Genomic DNA, 20,680 nt, shown 5'->3' on the forward strand with positions numbered 1-20,680 from the left:
ACTCCATCAGTTATGGCAAGATGACGCTGAAACGTTTCAAGAAGTCTTGATCTTTTTTCTTCAGCACACAAGTAAAGTTGACAAATTACTTGCTGAATTTAGAGATAACGCACATTTTCTTCTGGGGGAGATAAAATTGCTGAAGCAAAAATGGCATCAACGTGTCAGATTCAGCAACATCAGCAAACAGCATTCTTTGACTGAAATGCTATTTTGATTTTTGATGCCGATTTTGATTTGGCTACCTGTTTATTTTCTGGCAAGCAGCGTAAACTCCGCGTCTCTTCACATCATTGATATCAAAACATGCATAACACCCCCGTAGCCGCCACACCTAAGGCGTTCGATTTAACGTCTGCGGCGTTCCTGCTTGTCGCGTTTCTGACGGGTATCGCCGGCGCTTTGCAGACACCAACGCTGAGTCTTTTTCTGACCGATGAAGTCCATGCCCGTCCCGGTATGGTCGGGTTCTTTTTTACCGGCAGCGCCGTAATCGGTATCCTGGTGAGTCAGTTTCTGGCCGGGCGCTCGGATAAAAAAGGCGATCGCAAAAACCTGATTGTCTTCTGTTGTGTACTGGGCATGCTGGCCTGCGTGCTGTTTGCCTGGAACCGTAACTATTTTATTTTGCTGTTTGTCGGCGTCTTCCTCAGCAGCTTTGGTTCAACCGCCAACCCGCAAATGTTTGCTCTCGCTCGCGAGCATGCCGACCGTACAGGCCGGGAAGCGGTCATGTTCAGCTCAATTTTACGTGCGCAGGTATCGCTGGCCTGGGTAATTGGCCCGCCGCTGGCCTACGCACTGGCAATGGGATTTAGCTTCACGGTGATGTACCTCAGCGCGGCGGTTGCTTTTATTGTCTGCGGCGCAATGGTTTGGTTATTCTTACCGTCGATGAGTAAAAATGTGCCTCTCGCCACTGGCGTAGTGGAGGCGCCACGGCGCAATCGTCGCGACACGCTGCTCCTTTTTGTTATCTGCACATTAATGTGGGGGACCAATAGCCTCTATATCATTAATATGCCGCTGTTTATTATCAATGAACTGCATCTGCCGGAAAAACTGGCGGGTATCATGATGGGAACCGCTGCCGGGCTGGAAATCCCGACCATGTTGATTGCCGGATACTTTGCTAAGCGTCTGGGCAAGCGTCTGTTGATGCGAATTGCCGTCGTGGCCGGCTTTTTCTTTTATGCCGGTATGCTGTTGGCCCACTCTCCGGCGGTATTGCTTGGTTTACAGCTGCTGAACGCGATTTATATCGGCATCCTTGGTGGGATTGGCATGCTCTATTTCCAGGATTTGATGCCAGGACAAGCAGGTTCAGCCACGACCCTTTATACGAATACCATTCGCGTAGGCTGGATTATTGCCGGATCGTTGGCAGGTATTGCCGCTGAAATCTGGAATTATCACGCCGTGTTCTGGTTTGCGCTGGTGATGATCGTCGCCACCATCGTGTGCCTGGCGCGCATCAAAGATGTTTAAGGCGCGGTCAGCGCTTCAAGCTCAATAAGATACAGCATGGCCTGGTGCGTCGTCTTCCCACACATTTCCGCACTGGGCTGCAAACCGGCACATACTTTTGGCCGCAGCGGCGAAGCAAAAATTTTGCAGCGCAAGGATTCATCCAACTGAACGCATGGCGTATTAGCGGGCTTGCCATCAGGCATACCAGGGATAGGGCTGGAGATTGAAGGCGCGGTACAGCATGCACCACAATCCGGACGGCATTCCATACAGTATTCTCTTTATCGTAAACCATCGGATTGTGAGAGAAGCGCACAGTAACACCTTTTTTGCACCAGCAAAAGCATCAATTCCACTTGCCTGAATGCCCCGGCGCGAGTAGTTTTACGCGATATTTTAGACACTCCTCACTACAGGATTTTTTCGATGCCAAGAGCGAACGAAATTAAAAAAGGTATGGTACTGAATTACAACGGCAAGCTGCTGATTGTAAAAGATATTGATATTCAATCACCAACCGCACGTGGCGCCGCCACACTGTACAAAATGCGTTTTTCTGATGTCCGTACCGGCCTGAAAGTTGAAGAGCGTTTCAAGGGCGATGATATCGTTGATACTGTCACCCTGAGCCGTCGTGGCGTTGACTTTTCCTATGTCGATGGCAACGAATATGTCTTTATGGATAAAGAAGACTATACCCCGTATACCTTCACCAAAGACCAGATTGAAGAAGAACTGTTGTTCATGCCGGAAGGCGGAATGCCGGACATGCAGGTTCTGACCTGGGACGGCCAACTGCTGGCGCTGGAACTGCCGCAAACGGTAGACCTGGAAATTGTTGAAACAGCGCCCGGCATTAAAGGTGCTTCAGCAAGCGCGCGTAACAAACCTGCTACCCTGACTACCGGCCTGGTGATCCTGGTTCCTGAGTATTTGAGTGCGGGCGAAAAAATCCGTATTCATATCGAAGAACGTCGCTACATGGGCCGTGCAGACTAATTTTTTGCTCCCCATTGACGAAAAGGGACAGCGCAGGCTGTAAGGCTTGTTAGTTTACAAAGATGAATGATCGTAACGATATCTGAGAGTGGAACAATCGGAGGTATTGAATCTTTTACCTCCGGCGTATTGTGACGTTCACCCTATGTTTATCACTTCTCTGAAACGATACTGTCTGTGAACGTGTTAAGGGTACTATCGCCGTACCCTTAACAATCCCGGCTCCCGGCGGGAAAATTGCCACTTCGTGGTTCCCTCCGCTCATTCCTCCAGGCTTCCGGGCCGGGCGCGATGTAACGTCCCTGTAAAGCGCGCCCTGAACCCGCATCCCTGCGGGTTCTCCCGGCCTTACGGAAACACGTCGGCAATTTTCAGCCGGACCAGCCCGCACCTGACCATCTGTATTTTTATTTGAATATATCTGAACAGCAAAAGAGATTTAACTGAAAGTCAGAGAGTTGAAGCGATGACCCCGGTCCGGCTGAAAATCGATGAGTCGTTGACGGCTGACCGGGTCTGCCCGCAGGGATGCGGGCAGAGGGGATGGCCTGCATGGACGCAGGCTCGGCCCCGACCCGACAGTCAGATGGCATAAGACGAATAACTCGCGCAGCGACGATTTTCCCGCCGGGAGCCTGGGTTGCAAGGGAGGCGGCGGTGAGCCTCCCTTGCACGTTCACGGGTATCTGCGCTTCACAGAAATGACTCCGCTGAGGTGAACGGAACCCTATGCTGCAATAAAATATTCTCCATAATGCTTAACTGGCTGGCATTACAGCACCAGCTGTCCCTTTTCATTTTCAACGCTGACTGCTGAGATAAAAATCATCCATTAACAGCGATTCCAGATACTGTTCATCCTCGCGCATAAAACTCACTATCAGATTGACCGCCTGCGGGTAAAACCCCTGTTCATCTCGCGCCAGGCAGGCATCGCGTAGCAATGGCGCCCAGCACATCATATGGTGATGCAAAAAGTAATACTGCGCAGATACCGCCTCCTCTTTAGCAACCATCTTCGCCATCAATGCCAGTTGAATGGCGATATGATCGGATGGCTCATTTTCCCGCGCGGTCAGACCGTGTTCGATCAGCAGCGCATTCATTTGCTGACGTTCTGCTGACGCGGTCGTATGCGGATAGTGCCCTGCATAGGGAGAGACTCCGCCAGGCGGCGCCAGCAGAAACAGCGAGGCAAAATCCGCGGCGAGTTCCAGCTGTCGGGAATCACGGCATAAAATCCGGGTCAGACTACGCTCAAAATGCTTAACCTTGCCAGACAATCCAGGAATCGCCGCCAGTGAGACAATCCACGCCCGATTATCGTCGTTTTCAAGGCTGGCAAGTTGCTTTTCGTCCAGCTCACGGAACAGCAATTGCGAGAACCACTGGTACATGTCCACCCGCTGCTGATGTATTTGGTTATGCTGCACTTCCCCCCTCCTCTTTTACTGTCTCCGGGCCGCCGAATGCCGTTACCGGTGGCGCTTTTTTCTGCTGATAACGTTCGACCTCCACCAGCACGGTATGCGCTGAAGGGCCTTGCGCCAGCTGTGAAGTACCAATATCGGCGCTCAGGACATTCGGGTCGCCATAAGTGCATAACGTCCCGGCCTTTCCACCCTCCTGCGGGGAATACCACGCCCCTTCATGAATGCGGATTACGCCAGGGGTAAAATCCGGACTAATCACCACCCCAGCCAGCACCTGACCACGGTCGTTGAAGACGCGAGCAATATCACCTGCTTTCAGACCACGGGCAGTGGCATCCTGCGCGCTGATATAAAGCGGTTCTCTTCCGGCAACCGCATAGGTATTGCGAAACGCCTCGCTCGAGCACAACTGTGAGTGCAGACGTTTATCCGGATGGCAGGATTGCAGATGCAGCGGATATTTATTTTTTTTAGCGGCATGATTACGTTCAAACGGTTCCATCCATACTGGATGACCGGGACAATCCTCGTAAGCAAAGCCAGCAATGGTTTTACTGTAGATTTCAATCAGACCTGACGGCGTTCCCAGGGGATTAAGATCTGGTTGGTCGCGAAACTCACCGTGACGCACCCACGGCTGTCCGGCCGGATATTCAATGTATCCTTCGCCCTGCCAGAACGTCGTAAAGTCCGGTAAGGAGACACCGAGCGACGCGCCCATCTTCACGCCTTCGTCGTAGAGCGCCTGTATCCACTGCATTTCATCACGGTTCTCGCGGTACACCGCCTCTTTGTCAAAGCGCTTACATAATCCGGCAAAAACGTCAAAATCATGCCGCGCTTCATATTGCGGTTTAACAATCTGATGCAGGGCCATCAGCCCTTTGTTCGAATGCGTACCAAACTGTTCAATATCGTTACGTTCAAAGCGGGTGGTAACAGGCAGGACGATATCGGCAAATCGACACGACGCGGTCCATTGATGATCCAATACCACCACGGTTTCCAGCTTCTTCCATGCCTTGATCATGCGATTACGATCCTGCTGCGCATGGAATGGATTCGCCGCGCTGTAGATCGCCATTTTAATATCAGGCCAGGTTAACGTTTCGCCGTTAAAGGCAACCTTTTTGCCCGGCTCCAGCAGGCAGTCAACGATGCGTGAGGTGGGGATATGCTCCGATGCGCCGCGAAAATCCGCTTTATACTTCGCCGGTGGAGGATTCGCGATCCCTCCCAGCCCGGACAGTACAGGTCCGGTGGATGTCACCGTACCTCCGCCGTTGTAATGCCAGCCAAACCCTACGCCGCCGCCCGGCAAGCCAATTTGCCCAACCATACTGGCCAGCACCACCAGCATCCAGGGATACTGTTCGCCATGATGCATGCGTTGTACGCACCAACCGCCCATAAATTGGGTCCGGCCTTTGACCAGCAGGCGGGCGAAATCACGGATCTGATCCGCCGTCAGGCCACAGATTTCCGCTGCCCATTCGGCATTTTTCGGCTGCTTATCACTCTCCCCAAGCAGATAGGGCAAAAACTGCTCAAAACCCACGGTGTAATCGTTAATAAACGCCGTGTCATACAGTTTTTCTTCATACAGCGTATGGGCGAGTGCCAGCATTAGCGCGACATCGGTTTGTGGTCGTAGCGCCAGTTGTTCACAGCCAAGGTAGTTTTGCGATTTGCTACGCACTGGATCGACGCTGATAACGCGCATTTTACCCTGCGCAACCGCTTCTTTAATCTGTTGCCAGTAGCCAAACGCATCGTGATCGGGAACCAGGAACTCGATCTGCAAGTTTTTGATCGGATCGCACCCCCACAGCACGATGGTATTACTGTTCTGAATAACCAGCGGCAGTGACGTTTGCTGTTCATAAACTTCCAGCGAACCAATCACATGCGGCAAGATAACCTGCGCAGCTGCTGCAGAGTAGTCGCCAACGGTCGTCACATAGCTACCATGCAGACCAAGCCCTCTGTCCATCGCCCCGCCCGCTTTATGGTATTTCCCTACCATTTGCCAGTCGGCCAGCCCGGTAAATACCCCCGATGAGCCGTAGGTTTTTTGTACCCGTTCCAGCTCTTCGTAAAACAGATCCAGCGCCTGATCCCAGCTTACCCGCACAAAACGATTATCTCCGCGCTGGCTGCGATCCGATTTCTCGCGTTTACGTAACCAGTCCAGACGAACCATTGGATAACGCACCCGCGACGGGTTATAGACCACTTCACGCACCGCGTTCAGCATATCGCAAGGGTATTTGTCATGTTTGAAAGGCCGGGTTTCTGTCCACTCGCCGTTGACAACCTTGGCTTCAAAAGCGCCAAAATGCGAACCGGATTGAATCCACTGTGCGGGGTTTTCTCCCGCTGCCCATACTTTTGATATCAGTGGATTCGGCGCCAGCGCACTGGCCGCGCCCACCGCCAACATACCGCTCAGAAAACGGCGGCGAGATGGGTTAAAGTCATGAATATCCATATATTTTCCTTAATTTTTGTTAAGTTCAGACACATCGCTGGCATGGGTCTGGAGGTATTTCAACAACGTACGTTCCTCCACCGGATTCAGTCGGTAATAGGTGGACATCGCTTTCAATCCGGCGATCCAGCCGTTGGCGGTATATCGGGTCGTAGGAGGAGTGCTATGACAGGCGCTACAGGTGGATTGCAGCATTTGATCCGAATATTCCCAGATCGGTGCAATATTGCTGATAAGCCCCTGGGCGGAGGTCCAGGCTGTCACGCTCACCTGCTGCCATTGCTGGTGTGAGTCAGGATCGACCTGGGTTTGTAGTACTTTTACGTTCGCCATCAAGGCGTCATCAAGCACGGCCGAGAACACACGCTTACCCATATACTGGGTTATCACCCGCCCGCGTCCTTTGCTTTCACGCCAGCCCGTCAGTTCAAGCTGCACGTTGCTGCCCTCTTTTTTCAGCACTTTGACCTCGGTGGCAGGAAATAACAGCGCTTTACCTGCGGGGCTTCCGGCCGTTGGCGTCAATGCTTTTTCGCTTAACGAGAACAGCGTGCTCGCATTCGATAAAGACGCTCCCTGCTGCTGCAACTGCTTATAGCGATCGCGGAAACCGCTGCTCATATCGGGTTTGTGATGGGCAATACCTTTATGGCAATCAATACAGTTGCTGTCTTTTGCCGCCGCCGCGGTCATTTGCGCCACCGCATTCGCAGATTGTTTGCCGTGATCCATCGCCTCATAGCTGTGGCAAGATTTACATGCCGCTGAATGGTTAGCGCTCATTCGCGCCCACTCCCGCTGGGCCAATTCCGCTCGTTTTGCGGCAAATTTTTCAGGGGTATCAATCGAAGGAGAGATAAAGGTGTGGTAGAGGTCGTTTAAGGCTTCCGTTTTACGAACCAGCGTCGGGACGATCCCTGGAGGAATATGACAATCCTTACACTCAGCACGCACGCCAGAAGCATTGCGAAAATGCACGCTGGTTTTATATTCCTCTCCTGGTGTGCGCATCGAGTGACACGATAAACAAAATTCGGTGGTACTGGTGTAATGAACGCCTTGCCACGTCCCCCAAATTGCAAGGGCCATTGTTACTGCCCCGACGAATGCGCACCACAGTGCGTTCTTTCTTATCCACGACATGCTTGCCTCCATTTTTTTAATAGCGACACGCTAAGCGATCATAAAAATCAAAAATAGAGACAGCAAAAGCAGCTTATAGGAACAGCATCTACTCTATGAGGTGCATCAAAACGTAAAGAAGAGAAGCTCGTAATATAGTGCGTATATATACATAAGGAATTTCTCATGCTAACACTGACTCTCGATCGAGAAAGCCGTACCCCGCTGCAATTGCAGATATTTCAATTTTATTTCCAGGCCATTCAGCGCGGTGATTTGCTTTGTGGAGATAAACTTCCCTCTATTCGCGAGCAGGCGCAGGTATTAAACGTTGCCAAAATAACGGTCGTGATGGCCTACGATAAGCTCATGGCCGCGGGATTAATTAAGAGTCGACAAGGTATCGGCTACGAGGTCATCTTCACCACACCTGTACGCACAACGCCAGCAATCGTGCCCGTCGCGCAGGGTTCCCCGCCGATGAAACCTAAAGCGGCTGGGATCCCCACCGATGTTTATGCAGAGCCTGGGCGAGAGTGCTATTGCCAAATGAGCGTTCCCGATCCCAATGCTTTTCCCTGGTCAAGCTGGCGCAAATGGAATAACGCCCCCAGCATCCTCAAGGAACAATTATTCACCCGATATCATTCACCAAATGGATTATTTTCACTGCGTGAACAATTGGTCAGATACCTTAATTTATCTCGCGGTATTAATACTCGAGCAGAGAACATCATTATTACTAACGGGATTCAGGAAGGACTGTCACTGCTCACTCAACTCTTTATTAACCATCATACTTTCAGTCAGCAAAAAAAGTGCCATATTGTAACCGAGTCCCCTTGTTATTCGGGTGCCTGGCATCTGTTTAATTATTACGGCGCAGACATTACGCCAATTGCTGTCGATAACCACGGACTGCAAACAGATAATTTACCGGAATATGCTACCCAGCTTTGTTATGTTACTCCAGCGCATCAGTATCCGCTGGGTAGCGTCCTGTCACTGGAGCGGCGTCAGGCATTATTAACATGGGCGCAGCGCGTCGGCGCTTACATTATTGAAGACGATTACGATGCCGTTTTTACCTATGGAGAAAATCCCCTTCCCGCGCTGAAAGCCATGGATTATCACAACCGGGTTATCTATATAGGGACATTTTCCAAAACATTGGGACCAGGAGGACGTCTTGGCTATCTGATTTGCCCTGACGAACTGCTTCCGGCCGTACAGAATATGAAAGCGCTCAACAACAACGGGAGCCAGTGGTTGTTGCAGCAATTTTTGGCTGAATTAATGCAAAATCAGGTGTTTTATACGCATATCGGCAAGCTGGCCTGCAATTATGCGGCACGTCTTACGCTATTACGCGACGGCCTATCCGCACTGTTTCCCGAAGGGAAAATCGCTGGCGCAACGGCAGGTCTGCATCTCTCATTACGCATTGCCTGGTCCCCCGAAATTATCGCCAGGCTACAACAACGCTGCCTGCTGGCCGGGATTCGTTTCGATACGTTGCCAGATATAGAAAATGGCTCAGAAGCCGCATGGCGTGAAGAGAACAGCGACGCAGTTATGTTTTTTGGATTTGGTGGATTGCAGTTACAGCAGATAAAAAGAGTCCTGGCGGTACTGGAGCAGGCGCTATCGCAGCCTTAATGGATTACAGGGATCGAGCCTGCCGCTCAATCCCTGTTGTTCGCCTTACAGCAGATCGCGGAACTGTGTTTGTTTCAGCGCCAGCTCAACGCCACGGACTTCCGCCAGTCCTTTCAGACGACCAATCGCAGAGTAGCCCGGGTTGGTTTTCTTATGCAAATCATCAAGCATCTGGTGCCCGTGATCGGGGCGCATCGGGATTGGACGCAGATCGCCCGCCTTTTTACGACGCTGCTCTTCGCTCAGAATCGCCGCCACCACCGATACCATATCCACATCGCCCTGCAAATGCGCACCTTCGTGGAAGGTTTTCGGGTTATCTTCACGGCAAGTTGAACGCAGATGCGTGAAGTGAATACGATCGCCATAGGTTTCAATCATTTTCACCAGATCGTTATCGGCGCGTACGCCGTAGGAGCCGGTGCACATGGTGAAACCGTTATTGATGCTGTCGACGGTGTCTTTCAGCCACTGCATATCTTCGATGGTCGAAACGATGCGCGGCAGGCCAAGGATCGGACGCGGCGGATCGTCCGGGTGTACGGCCAGACGCACGCCGACTTCTTCTGCCACTGGCACTATCGCCCGCAGGAATACCGCCATGTTATTGCGCAAGTCGTCTTTGCTGATGCCGTCATATTCAGCAAGGCGCGCACGGAACTGATCCAGGGTATAGCCCTCTTCGGCACCGGGCAGACCTGCGATGATATTGCGCGTCAGTTTTTCAATATCGGCTTCGCTCATGGCATTGAAATAGTCCAGCGCCTGGCGTTGTTCTTCCGGGGTGTAATCCGCTTCAGCCCCCGAACGTTTGAGGATATGCAGCTCAAAGGCAGCAAAAGCGATCTGGTCAAAACGCAGCGCTTTGGAGCCGTCCGGCAACTGATATTCGAGGTCAGTACGCGTCCAGTCGAGGATCGGCATGAAGTTATAGCACACGGTATCGATGCCGCAGGTCGCCAGATTACGGATACTCTGCTGATAGTTGGCAATCCACGTTTGATATTGACCAGAGTGCGTTTTGATATCTTCGTGGACGGGGATACTTTCCACCACTGACCAGGTCAGTCCTTTTTCAGCCAGAATAGCCTGGCGCTTTTTAATCTCTTCTACCGGCCAGACTTCACCGTTGGCAATGTGGTGCAAGGCGGTCACAACACCCGTTGCGCCAGCCTGACGCACATCATCAAGCGATACTGGATCGTTAGGTCCGTACCAACGCCAGGTTTGTTCCATTGTTTCACCTCACAAGTTGTTATACCAAATTAGACTCACTTAATGACGACTACCATACAGGCATCTGGGCGAGGATCAACGAATCCGCAATGATTGGTTGATCCAGCTCACATTACCCGGATAAATGAGGCACACCAATTCAATTTGCTGTCATATAACTTTATACTGCCATTGTTAATTAATGGTTAATCAGGTGTATTGAATGAAAACTATTGCCTCAGTGCCGCTCGCGAAAAATGTCATGATGCCGCAGTACGATCGCCAACAATTAAAAACGCGGATTGTGCATTTTGGTTTCGGTGCTTTTCACCGTGCCCATCAGGCATTACTGACCGACCGGGTACTAAATGCACAGGGTGGGGACTGGGGAATTTGTGAGATAAGTCTGTTCAGCGGCGATCGGCTAATGAGTCAGCTTCGCGAGCAGGATCATTTATTTACCGTGTTAGAAAAAGGGGCGAATGGCAACCAACCGATTGTTATCGGCTCCGTCAAAGAGTGTCTGAACGCCACGCTGGATTCGCTGGCGGCCATTATCGAAAAATTCTGTGAACCTCAGGTGGCGATTGTCTCGTTAACGATTACGGAAAAAGGCTACTGCATCGATCCGGCAACAGGCTCGCTGGATCTTTCTCATCCACGCATTGTTCATGATCTACAAACTCCGGCTGAACCACACTCGGCCCCCGGCATTATAGTTGAAGCGCTGCACCGCCGACGTGAACGCGGGCTGCAGCCTTTTACCGTCCTCTCCTGCGATAATATCCCGGATAATGGCCATGTGGTAAAAAACGCCGTACTGGGAATGGCGGAGAAACGCTCACCTGAGCTGGCCCACTGGATCCAGGAACATGTCAGCTTCCCGGGTACCATGGTGGACAGGATTGTTCCTGCCGCCACCGAAGAGTCACTGGCTGAAATCGCCCGTGAGTTGGGGGTGGCCGATCCCTGCGCAATCAGCTGCGAGCCCTTTATTCAGTGGGTGATTGAAGACAATTTTGTGTGTGGTCGTCCGCAGTGGGAAACCGCCGGCGTACAAATGGTTGAAAACGTTCTACCGTGGGAACAAATGAAATTGCGGATGCTGAACGGTAGTCATTCGTTTCTCGCGTATCTCGGCTATCTGGCCGGGTTTCAGCACATCAGCGACTGCATGCAGGACAGCGCTTTTCGTGAAGCCGCCTACCGTCTGATGCTCAACGAACAGGCGCCTACCCTGCAAATCACCGATGTTGATTTAGACCAGTATGCCGCTAGCCTGCTGGAACGCTTTGCCAACCCGGCGTTGAAACATAAAACCTGGCAAATCGCGATGGATGGTAGCCAAAAATTACCCCAGCGTATGCTGGAAGGGATCCGCGTACATTTAGCACGGCGCAGCGAGTGGCCGCTGCTGGCGCTCGGCGTCGCAGGCTGGATGCGTTACGTGAGCGGAGTGGATGATTCAGGTGCGGCCATTGATATTCGTGATCCATTGAGCGAGAAAATCAGCGCGCTTGTGAAGCAGAGTACAGACTCAGAACGCGTCAGCGCCCTGCTTTCTCTGCATGAGATTTTCGCCACCGATCTGGTACAGAATCCGCAGTTTGTTGCGGCTATTCAGCTCGCCTGGCAGCGTATTGCCCAATATGGTGCGCATCAGGCTGTCATTGAGACGTTAAAAAGTTAACGATTTCTGCCATTAATCAGGACGAAGCGCGTCTTCGTCCTCTCACCCCTTCTCTTTTTCCCCGTTTTTCGCCAGGATTGTTAAATGCCATTACGGCAATTTATGATTCTGGAGTAAATGTGACTAAAACCAATCTCATCACCGGTTTTCTCGGCAGTGGCAAAACCACCTCTATTCTTCATTTATTGGCAAACAAAGATCCCGCAGAGAAGTGGGCCGTACTGGTCAATGAGTTTGGCGAAGTCGGTATTGATGGCGCCCTGTTAGCCGACAGCGGCGCATTGCTAAAAGAGATCCCCGGCGGCTGTATGTGCTGTGTTAACGGTCTGCCAATGCAGGTTGGCCTCAATACATTGTTGCGTCAGGGAAAACCTGACCGACTGCTCATTGAACCTACCGGTCTCGGACATCCCAAACAGATTCTGGATTTACTTACCGCGCCGGTTTACGAACCGTGGATCGATTTGCGCGCGACCCTTTGTATTCTTGATCCTCGCCAGCTACTGGATGAAAAAAGCGTCGCCAATGACAATTTCCGCGATCAACTGGCTGCCGCCGATATCATCGTCGCCAACAAAGCCGACCGCGCCACAACGGAAAGCGAAAACGCCCTGCAAACCTGGTGGCAGCACTATGGCGGCAATCGTCAACTGGTTCATGCCGATCATGGAAATATTGCCGGTCAATTACTGGATTTGCCCCGACTAAACCTGGCGCAGCTTCCCGCAAGCGCTGAGCACGCCCATAGTCATGCTGACAAAAAAGGGCTGGCGGCGTTAAGTTTGCCCGCACAACAGCGCTGGCGTCGCAGCCTGAACAGCGGTCAGGGTCATCAGGCCTGCGGCTGGATTTTTGACGCCGATACGGTGTTCGATACCATCGGCCTGCTGGAATGGTCGCGCCTTGCCCCCGTAGGGCGTGTAAAAGGTGTAATGCGTATCAAAGAGGGGCTGGTGCGCATTAACCGTCAGGGAGACGACTGGCATATTGAGACGCAAAACGTCGCTCCGCCGGATAGCCGTATTGAACTCATCTCCGATACCGACACCGACTGGAATACGTTACAGAGCGCATTGTTGAGACTTCGTTTAGACGGTAGCGCGTAAGGTTGCCTTCGTTTTATAGCAATGGTAAACGACGATGAAAACCCGATACCCTCTTATTATACTGCTCAATATTGCAGGTATAGCGCTGTTTCTGTCCTGGTATATTCCCGCCGGGCACGGGTTCTGGTCCTCACTGGATACGGGCGTCTTCCGTTTCTTCAATCAGAAGCTGGTTGAAAGCCCGCTGTTTCTGTGGATTGTTGCGATCACCAATAACCGGGCATTTGATGGCTGCTCGCTGTTGGCTATGGGCGCACTGATGCTGCACTTTTGGCTGAAGGATACGGCGGAAGGTCGCCGGCGTATTGTGGCTATTGGTCTGGTGATGCTGCTCACCGCAGTGGTATTAAATCAGTTGGGCCAGGCGCTTATTCCGGTTAAACGCGCCAGCCCTACTCTGATGCTGGATAATATTTATCGCGTCAGCGAACTGCTGCATATTCCCACCAAAGATGCCTCCAGAGACAGTTTTCCTGGCGATCACGGCATGATGCTGCTTATTTTTTCCGCATTTATGCTGCGTTATTTCGGAAAAGTTGCAGGCATAATCGGCCTTATTATCGCTGTGGTTTTTGCTTTTCCACGCGTAATGATCGGCGCTCACTGGCTCACCGATATCGTGGTCGGCTCCATGACGGTTGTGCTGATTGGCTTACCCTGGTGGCTAATGACGCCATTAAGCGATCGTCTGGTCACGCTGTTTGTGAATTATCTGCCCGGCAAAAACAAACAATTTTCAAACAAATAACGCAAAACAATTAACATCATCAGGGAAACTTCTGATTCCCTGATGATGACGACCGATATTCCATCATTCTGATTGTCATTCTCCTGTCATTTTATTCATGTTTAGAATGAATGGCTTGCATATTTTTTACGCTAATTGTTCTTAATTTAGCCAATGCCGTTTATTCACTTTCTGTATCAATTTTTCTTATAAGAAATCACATAAAATCTCTCGCAATGACTGGGGCGATCGGGTAACCTCGAACTCGTTTTGCCTCGCGGGACAATTATTCCCTTTCTGAATAAATTTGTGCGTTCTGCCACAGATTTGACCTTAAGGAATTGTCTCATCGTGCGATGGTAATTAGTCTCGTCACGTTTGGCATTTTTTATAACGATATTTATCGTTAAGGACTTCAAGGGAAAACAAACAAAATGGTCAAATCTCAACCGATTTTGAGATATATCTTGCGGGGCATACCCGCGATAGCAGTTGCGGTTCTGCTTTCCGCATGTAGTACCACGAACACCGCCAGGAATATGCATTCTGAGACGCATGCTGTGGGCAATGGAGATAACTCTTCACTGCAAGCCTCTCAGGATGAATTTGAAAATATGGTCCGTAATATCGATGTTAAATCACGTATTATGGATCAGTATGCTGACTGGAAAGGCGTGCGTTACCGCCTTGGCGGCAGCACCAAAAAAGGTATTGATTGCTCCAGCTTCGTACAGCGTACGTTCCGTGAGCAGTTTGGTTTAGAGCTTCCGCGCTCAACCTACGAACAACAGGAAACGGGTAAATCCGTTTCGCGTACTAATCTGCGCACAGGCGATCTGGTTCTGTTCCGTGCTGGCTCCACCGGCCGCCACGTCGGTATCTATATCGGCAACAACCAGTTTGTTCATGCCTCGACCAGCAGTGGCGTTATCATTTCCAGCATGAACGAGCCTTACTGGAAAAAACGTTACAACGAAGCTCGCCGGGTTCTGAGCCGCAGTTAATTTCGTTTGGCAGCTATCCCTTGGCTATCCTGATGAGACATATCAAAAGCACTGCTTCGGCGGTGCTTTTTTGTTTCGCCTCTCGACTAAGAAAAATCTCACAGCATGGACCATTTCAGGTTATATTCATACAGAATAAGCGGTTACTACAGGTAAACATAAGGAACTATGTTCAGACGCAGCTCTTCATCCGGTCGGAAAATCCTGCTTTCCTGTATGTTAACGGGGCTTATCGTCGCATTGCTGGTGAGTACCCTGCAATTTTTGGTTACCTGGCATAAGCGAGAGGTAAAGTACGAAACGCTGCTTGCCGATATCCAGAATTATGTCAGTAGTTACTTTGCAGATCTCAAAACCACCACAGATGCGCTTCAACCCCTGCTGGAAAAGAACTGCCAGCAAGTCGCTGCAAAGCTTACCTCCAGTGCGGCTTTTAACCTCAACGTTCGCGCTTTTTTGCTGGTAAAAGACGGCATTGCTTTTTGCTCCTCCGCAACAGGCGCAATGAACGCCCCCATTTTGTCGCTGATCCCCAAGCTGAATATCAACAAAGATGTTGATGTGGAAATACTTTCCGGGACGCCCATGATGCCGGATAAGCCAGCGATAATGATTTGGCACCGCAATCCCTCGTTCCATAACAGCGGTGTATTTTCTTCATTGAATATCAACCTGGCGCCCTATCTGCTTTATACCGCCCGCGAGGATAATTTTAATGGTATTGCCGTTATTGCTGGCGACACGGCTATTTCAACATTTTCATCCCGAATTATGGACGTCTCTGCGCTGCCTAACACGCCATGGCGCCAGGCGACGCTTAAAGAGGTACCGCTGAAGATTCGTTTGTATGCGCAAGAGTGGACGTACAACGACATCTGGTACGCGATTATGTTGGGATGTATGGCCGGGATTATCACCGGGGTTCTCCTCTGGTATTACATCTTCACTGTCCGGTTACGCCCTGGTAAAGATATCCTCCACGCCATCAAACATAATCAATTTTATGTGGTGTACCAGCCCGTCGTAGAGATGCAAACGCTGGAGGTAAAAGGTGTTGAGGTGTTATTACGTTGGCATCATCCATCAACGGGTGAGATCCCACCGGATGCCTTCATTCATTATGCAGAATCGCAGAAAATGATTGTCCCGCTGACCCAACACCTCTTTAAGTTAATAGCGCAGGACGCCCCGACGCTGCAAAAAGTGTTTCCTGCTGGCGCCAAACTGGGGATTAACATCGCACCAACGCACCTGCACGGCGAGAGTTTTAAAGATGACATTCGACGGCTGCGCGCCTCGCTTCCCGCGAACCATTTTCAGTTAGTGCTGGAAATCACTGAACGCGATATGCTTAATCAACACGAGGCGACACAGCTATTCGAATGGCTACACTCTGTTGGCTTTGAAATTGCTATTGATGATTTCGGCACTGGTCATAGCGCGCTTATCTATCTGGAACGCTTCACCGTTGACTACCTGAAAATCGATCGTGGGTTTATTAACGCCATCGGCACAGAAACCCTGACCTCTCCGGTTCTGGACGCCGTGTTGACACTCTCTAAGCGTCTTAATATGCTGACGGTTGCTGAAGGGGTAGAAACACCTGAGCAAGCTCGTTGGCTGCGCGATCGTGGAGTACATTTTTTCCAGGGATACTGGATTAGCCGACCGTTAAAGCTTGCTGATTTCGTGCGTTGGATGGCGCAGCCCAATAAGCCAACGTGGTGATCGCAGTTTGCGATTCATATACTCTTACTCGCCGCCACACCCCTTATCTCTCAGGCATGATGCCCGTCGGGTTGTGACAGGAAAAGGAAAGCGCTTTTATATGATCCCTCGCCTACTGCTGCTGTTTATCGCCCTCATCGGGTTTAGCGTTCAGGCGCAATCCATCAAAGAAAGCTATGCGTTTGCCGTACTGGGCGAACCGAAGTACGCGTTTAACTTTAACCACTTTGATTACGTTAACCCAGCCGCGCCCAAAGGCGGGCAAATCACCCTCTCCGCGATTGGTACGTTCGATAACTTCAACCGCTATGCAATGCGTGGCAATCCCGGCGCGCGCACCGAAACGCTGTACGATACGCTTTTTACCACCTCTGACGACGAGCCTGGCAGCTATTACCCGCTCATTGCCGACAGCGCGCGCTATGCTGACGACTATTCCTGGGTAGAAATCGCCATTAATCCACGGGCGCGTTTTCACGATGGCTCCCCCATTACCGCCAGCGATGTCGCCTTCACCTTTCACAAATTTATGACTGAAGGCGTGCCGCAGTTTCGCCTCGTCTACAAAGGCACAACGGTAAAAGCCATTGCACCGTTAACCGTGCGTATTGAATTAGCCAAACCGGGCAAAGAGGATATGCTCAGCCTGTTTTCATTACCCGTGATGCCTGAGAAATACTGGAAGGATCATAAACTCAGCGATCCCTTATCTTCCCCACCGCTTGCCAGCGGCCCGTACCGTATCACCCAGTGGAAAATGGGCCAGTATATTGTCTATTCGCGTGTCAAAGATTATTGGGCCGCGAACCTGCCCGTTAACCGCGGGCGCTGGAACTTTGATACCATCCGCTACGATTACTATCTTGATGACAACGTCGCCTTTGAAGCGTTTAAGGCCGGTGCGTTTGATCTGCGTCTGGAGAACGATGCCAAAAACTGGGCGACACGTTATACCGGCAAAAATTTCGCAAATCATTACATCATCAAAGATGAGCAGAAAAACGAATCCGCACAGGATACGCGTTGGCTGGCCTTTAATATTCAGCGTCCGGTATTCAGCGATCGACGCGTACGTGAAGCCATCACGCTGGCCTTTGATTTTGAATGGATGAATAAAGCCCTGTTCTATAACGCCTGGAGCCGGACAAACAGCTATTTTCAGAATACCGAGTATGCCGCAAAAAATTACCCCGATGCGGATGAACTGGTGATACTCGCGCCATTGAAAAAAGATCTCCCCCCTGAGGTCTTCAGCCAAATTTATCAGCCGCCGAAATCAACAGGTGATGGCTACGATCGTGATAACTTATTGAAAGCCAATACCTTACTGGAACAGGCTGGCTGGATACTAAAGGGACAGCAGCGCGTGAACAGCGTCAGCGGTAAACCCCTGAGCTTCGAACTGTTGCTCCCGGCGGGCAGTAACAGCCAGTGGGTACTGCCGTTCCAGCACAACCTGCAGCGCTTAGGCATCACCATGAACATCCGCCAGGTTGATAATTCGCAAATCACGAACCGCCTGCGCAGTCGCGACTATGACATGATGCCGAGGTTGTATCGCGCGATGCCGTGGCCGAGTTCAGACCTGCAAATTCTGTGGGCTTCTGAATACATTGACTCCAGCTACAATGCGCCCGGCGTGCAAAGCCCGGTGATTGATAAATTGATCAATCAAATCATCGCGGCGCAAGGTGATAAAGCCAAACTGATCCCGCTGGGACGGGCGCTGGACAGGGTATTAACCTGGAACTACTACATGTTGCCGATGTGGTACATGGCCGAGGATCGTATCGCCTGGTGGGACAAATTTTCACATCCTGCTATTCGCCCAATTTACACCATCGGCCTCGACAACTGGTGGTATGACGTCAACAAAGCGGCGAAGCTTCCCGCAGCCAGACGACAGGGAGAGTAAATGGGCGCTTATCTGATTCGACGTCTGCTGCTGGTGATTCCGACGCTCTGGGCCATCATCACCATCAACTTTTTTATCGTGCAAATTGCCCCCGGCGGTCCCGTTGAGCAGGCCGTCGCCGCTATTGAGTTCGGGCAAAGTGGCGCCTTACCCGGCGCGGGCAGCGAAGGCGTTCGCGCCAGCCACGCGCAAACCGGCGTGGGTAACATCAGCGACAGCAATTATCGCGGAGGCCGCGGTCTGGATCCGGAAGTGATTGCAGAAATCACCCGTCGCTACGGGTTCGATAAACCTATTCATGAGCGTTACTTCAAAATGCTCTGGGACTACATTCGTTTCGATTTCGGCGACAGCCTGTTTCGTAGCGCTTCGGTGCTGACGCTTATCAAAGACAGCCTGCCCGTTTCCGTCACGCTGGGGCTGTGGAGTACGCTCATCATTTATCTGGTGTCGATCCCGCTAGGTATCCGTAAAGCGGTGCACAATGGCAGCCGATTTGATGTGTGGAGCAGCGCATTCATTATTATCGGCTATGCCATACCGGCCTTTCTGTTTGCGATTTTGCTGATCGTCTTTTTTGCCGGGGGAAGCTACTACGATCTGTTCCCGCTGCGCGGGCTGGTTTCCGCCAACTTTGATTCTCTGCCCTGGTATCAGAAAGTGACCGACTACCTGTGGCATATTACCCTGCCGGTGCTGGCGACGGTGGTTGGCGGGTTTGCCGCGCTGACCATGCTAACTAAAAACTCATTTCTGGATGAAGTCCGCAAACAGTATGTCGTCACCGCGCGCGCCAAAGGGGTAAGCGAGAAAAATATTCTATGGAAACATGTGTTTCGCAACGCGATGTTACTGGTGATAGCAGGTTTCCCGGCAACGTTTATCAGCATGTTTTTTACCGGCTCGCTGCTGATTGAAGTCATGTTCTCGCTTAACGGACTGGGGTTACTGGGGTATGAATCCACCGTATCACGCGACTACCCGGTGATGTTTGGCACGCTCTATATCTTCACCCTGATCGGACTGCTGCTGAATATTCTCAGTGATATCAGCTATACGCTGGTCGATCCCCGTATTGATTTTGAGGGACGCTAATGTCGCGATTAAGCCCCGTCAATCAGGCCCGCTGGGCGCGTTTTCGTCATAACCGCCGCGGCTACTGGTCGCTGTGGATTTTTCTGGTGTTGTTTGGCCTTAGCCTGTGTTCCGAACTGATTGCCAACGATAAGCCGCTGCTGGTGCGCTATGACAGCAGTTGGTATTTCCCTCTGTTCAAAAACTACAGTGAAAGCGACTTTGGCGGACCACTGGCGACCAAAGCTGATTATCAGGATCCCTGGCTACAGCAGCGCCTGGAGAAGCAGGGCTGGATCCTGTGGGCACCCGTACGCTTTGGGGCCACCAGCATTAACTTTGCCACTGATAAGCCCTTCCCTTCCCCACCTTCTGCGCAAAACTGGCTGGGGACGGACGCCAACGGCGGCGACGTGCTGGCGCGTATCCTCTACGGCACGCGTATCTCGGTCCTGTTTGGTTTAATGCTGACCCTGTGTTCCAGCGTGATGGGTATCATGGCTGGCGCTATTCAGGGCTATTATGGCGGCAAAGTGGACCTGTGGGGGCAGCGATTCATTGAGGTTTGGTCTGGTATGCCAACGCTGTTTCTGATCATTCTGCTGTCGAGCGTGGTCCAGCCCAACTTCTGGTGGCTGCTGGGCATTACCGTGCTGTTTGGCTGGATGAGTCTGGTTGGCGTGGTGCGTGCGGAATTTTTACGTACCCGAAACTTTGATTACATTCGTGCCGCGCAGGCGCTCGGCGTGAGCGATCGCAGTATTATTCTGCGTCATATGCTACCCAACGCGATGGTCGCCGCCCTGACTTTTTTACCGTTTATATTATGCGCCTCGATAACCACCCTGACCTCGCTGGATTTCCTCGGATTCGGCTTACCGCTTGGCTCGCCATCGTTGGGAGAACTCCTGTTACAAGGTAAAAATAACCTGCAGGCGCCGTGGCTTGGGATCACTGCGTTCATCTCCGTTGCCCTGCTTTTATCGCTACTGATCTTTATTGGTGAAGCGGTACGCGACGCGTTTGATCCCAATAAGGCGATTTAAA

16 protein-coding genes are annotated in these 20,680 nt (G+C 51.4%); 11 read left to right on the top strand and 5 right to left on the bottom strand.

Features of this window, described 5'->3' with window-relative positions:
* Positions 1-306 precede the first annotated feature (306 nt).
* Positions 307-1,488, top strand: coding sequence for a sugar efflux transporter SetB (gene setB / locus OGV69_RS18330; RefSeq protein WP_038642028.1), 1,182 nt, complete (start codon positions 307-309; stop codon positions 1,486-1,488).
* Here the strand turns inward: setB and OGV69_RS18335 are convergent.
* Entirely contained in the window at positions 1,485-1,739 is a 255-nt protein-coding gene (locus OGV69_RS18335; protein ID WP_005129254.1) for a YkgJ family cysteine cluster protein, read from the bottom strand. The genes setB and OGV69_RS18335 overlap by 4 nt on opposite strands.
* Before the next feature lie 157 nt (positions 1,740-1,896).
* On the opposite strand from OGV69_RS18335, the gene yeiP reads away from it, so the two are divergent.
* Positions 1,897-2,469, top strand: coding sequence for an elongation factor P-like protein YeiP (gene yeiP, locus OGV69_RS18340; protein WP_038642029.1), 573 nt, complete (start codon positions 1,897-1,899; stop codon positions 2,467-2,469).
* 800 nt (positions 2,470-3,269) lie between these two features.
* On the opposite strand, the gene torD is transcribed toward yeiP, so the two are convergent.
* Genes torD through torC form a run of 3 tightly spaced genes read right to left on the bottom strand, consistent with a single transcriptional unit; the run spans position 3,270 to position 7,536 of the window.
* A complete protein-coding gene (gene torD / locus OGV69_RS18345) occupies positions 3,270-3,902 on the bottom strand; it encodes a molecular chaperone TorD (RefSeq protein WP_069323440.1) in 633 nt (210 codons plus the stop codon).
* Positions 3,892-6,393, bottom strand: a complete 2,502-nt coding sequence (gene torA / locus OGV69_RS18350; RefSeq protein ID WP_069323439.1) for a trimethylamine-N-oxide reductase TorA — start codon at positions 6,391-6,393, stop codon at positions 3,892-3,894. Before torA ends, torD begins: the two co-directional genes overlap by 11 nt.
* 9 nt (positions 6,394-6,402) lie before the next feature.
* Positions 6,403-7,536, bottom strand: coding sequence for a pentaheme c-type cytochrome TorC (gene torC / locus OGV69_RS18355; protein WP_069323438.1), 1,134 nt, complete (start codon positions 7,534-7,536; stop codon positions 6,403-6,405).
* A gap of 165 nt (positions 7,537-7,701) precedes the next feature.
* Here torC and pdxR point away from each other — a divergent pair, with 165 nt between their 5' ends.
* The gene (gene pdxR / locus OGV69_RS18360) at positions 7,702-9,174 is read left to right on the top strand and encodes a MocR-like pyridoxine biosynthesis transcription factor PdxR (protein WP_069323437.1); all 1,473 of its coding nucleotides are present in this window, start codon (positions 7,702-7,704) and stop codon (positions 9,172-9,174) included.
* A 45-nt stretch (positions 9,175-9,219) separates the two neighbouring features.
* Here the strand turns inward: pdxR and uxuA are convergent, their stop codons facing one another.
* On the bottom strand, positions 9,220-10,410 hold the full coding sequence (gene uxuA / locus OGV69_RS18365; RefSeq protein WP_069323436.1) for a mannonate dehydratase: 1,191 nt from the start codon (positions 10,408-10,410) through the stop codon (positions 9,220-9,222).
* Positions 10,411-10,612: 202 nt separating this feature from the next.
* Between uxuA and OGV69_RS18370 the strand changes: the two genes are divergently transcribed.
* The 8 genes from OGV69_RS18370 to OGV69_RS18405 all read left to right on the top strand — a co-directional run bounded on the left by OGV69_RS18370 (position 10,613) and on the right by OGV69_RS18405 (position 20,679).
* Entirely contained in the window at positions 10,613-12,079 is a 1,467-nt protein-coding gene (locus tag OGV69_RS18370; RefSeq protein WP_069323435.1) for a mannitol dehydrogenase family protein, read from the top strand.
* A 119-nt stretch (positions 12,080-12,198) separates the two neighbouring features.
* Entirely contained in the window at positions 12,199-13,185 is a 987-nt protein-coding gene (locus OGV69_RS18375) for a CobW family GTP-binding protein (protein WP_069323434.1), read from the top strand.
* Between the two features lie 34 nt (positions 13,186-13,219).
* Positions 13,220-13,933: a phosphatase PAP2 family protein gene (locus OGV69_RS18380; RefSeq protein WP_069323433.1), complete on the top strand. Its 714-nt coding sequence runs from the start codon at positions 13,220-13,222 to the stop codon at positions 13,931-13,933.
* A gap of 413 nt (positions 13,934-14,346) precedes the next feature.
* Entirely contained in the window at positions 14,347-14,916 is a 570-nt protein-coding gene (gene mepS / locus OGV69_RS18385) for a bifunctional murein DD-endopeptidase/murein LD-carboxypeptidase (protein WP_003027474.1), read from the top strand.
* 168 nt (positions 14,917-15,084) lie between these two features.
* Positions 15,085-16,644 carry a cyclic di-GMP phosphodiesterase gene (locus tag OGV69_RS18390; protein WP_069323432.1) on the top strand — a complete coding sequence of 520 codons (1,560 nt, stop codon included), beginning with the start codon at positions 15,085-15,087 and terminating at the stop codon, positions 16,642-16,644.
* Positions 16,645-16,744: 100 nt separating this feature from the next.
* Positions 16,745-18,559 (top strand): extracellular solute-binding protein, encoded by a 1,815-nt coding sequence (locus OGV69_RS18395; RefSeq protein ID WP_069323431.1) that lies wholly within the window; start codon positions 16,745-16,747, stop codon positions 18,557-18,559.
* On the top strand, positions 18,560-19,654 hold the full coding sequence (locus OGV69_RS18400) for a microcin C ABC transporter permease YejB (RefSeq protein ID WP_003834575.1): 1,095 nt from the start codon (positions 18,560-18,562) through the stop codon (positions 19,652-19,654).
* The gene (locus OGV69_RS18405; protein WP_061382084.1) at positions 19,654-20,679 is read left to right on the top strand and encodes an ABC transporter permease; all 1,026 of its coding nucleotides are present in this window, start codon (positions 19,654-19,656) and stop codon (positions 20,677-20,679) included. The genes OGV69_RS18400 and OGV69_RS18405 overlap by 1 nt, the downstream gene beginning before the upstream one ends.
* Position 20,680: the final 1 nt, after the last annotated feature.

The sequence above is a fragment of the Citrobacter sp. Cc139 genome, assembly GCF_030334645.1.
GTDB classification, from domain to species: Bacteria; Pseudomonadota; Gammaproteobacteria; order Enterobacterales; family Enterobacteriaceae; genus Citrobacter; species Citrobacter werkmanii.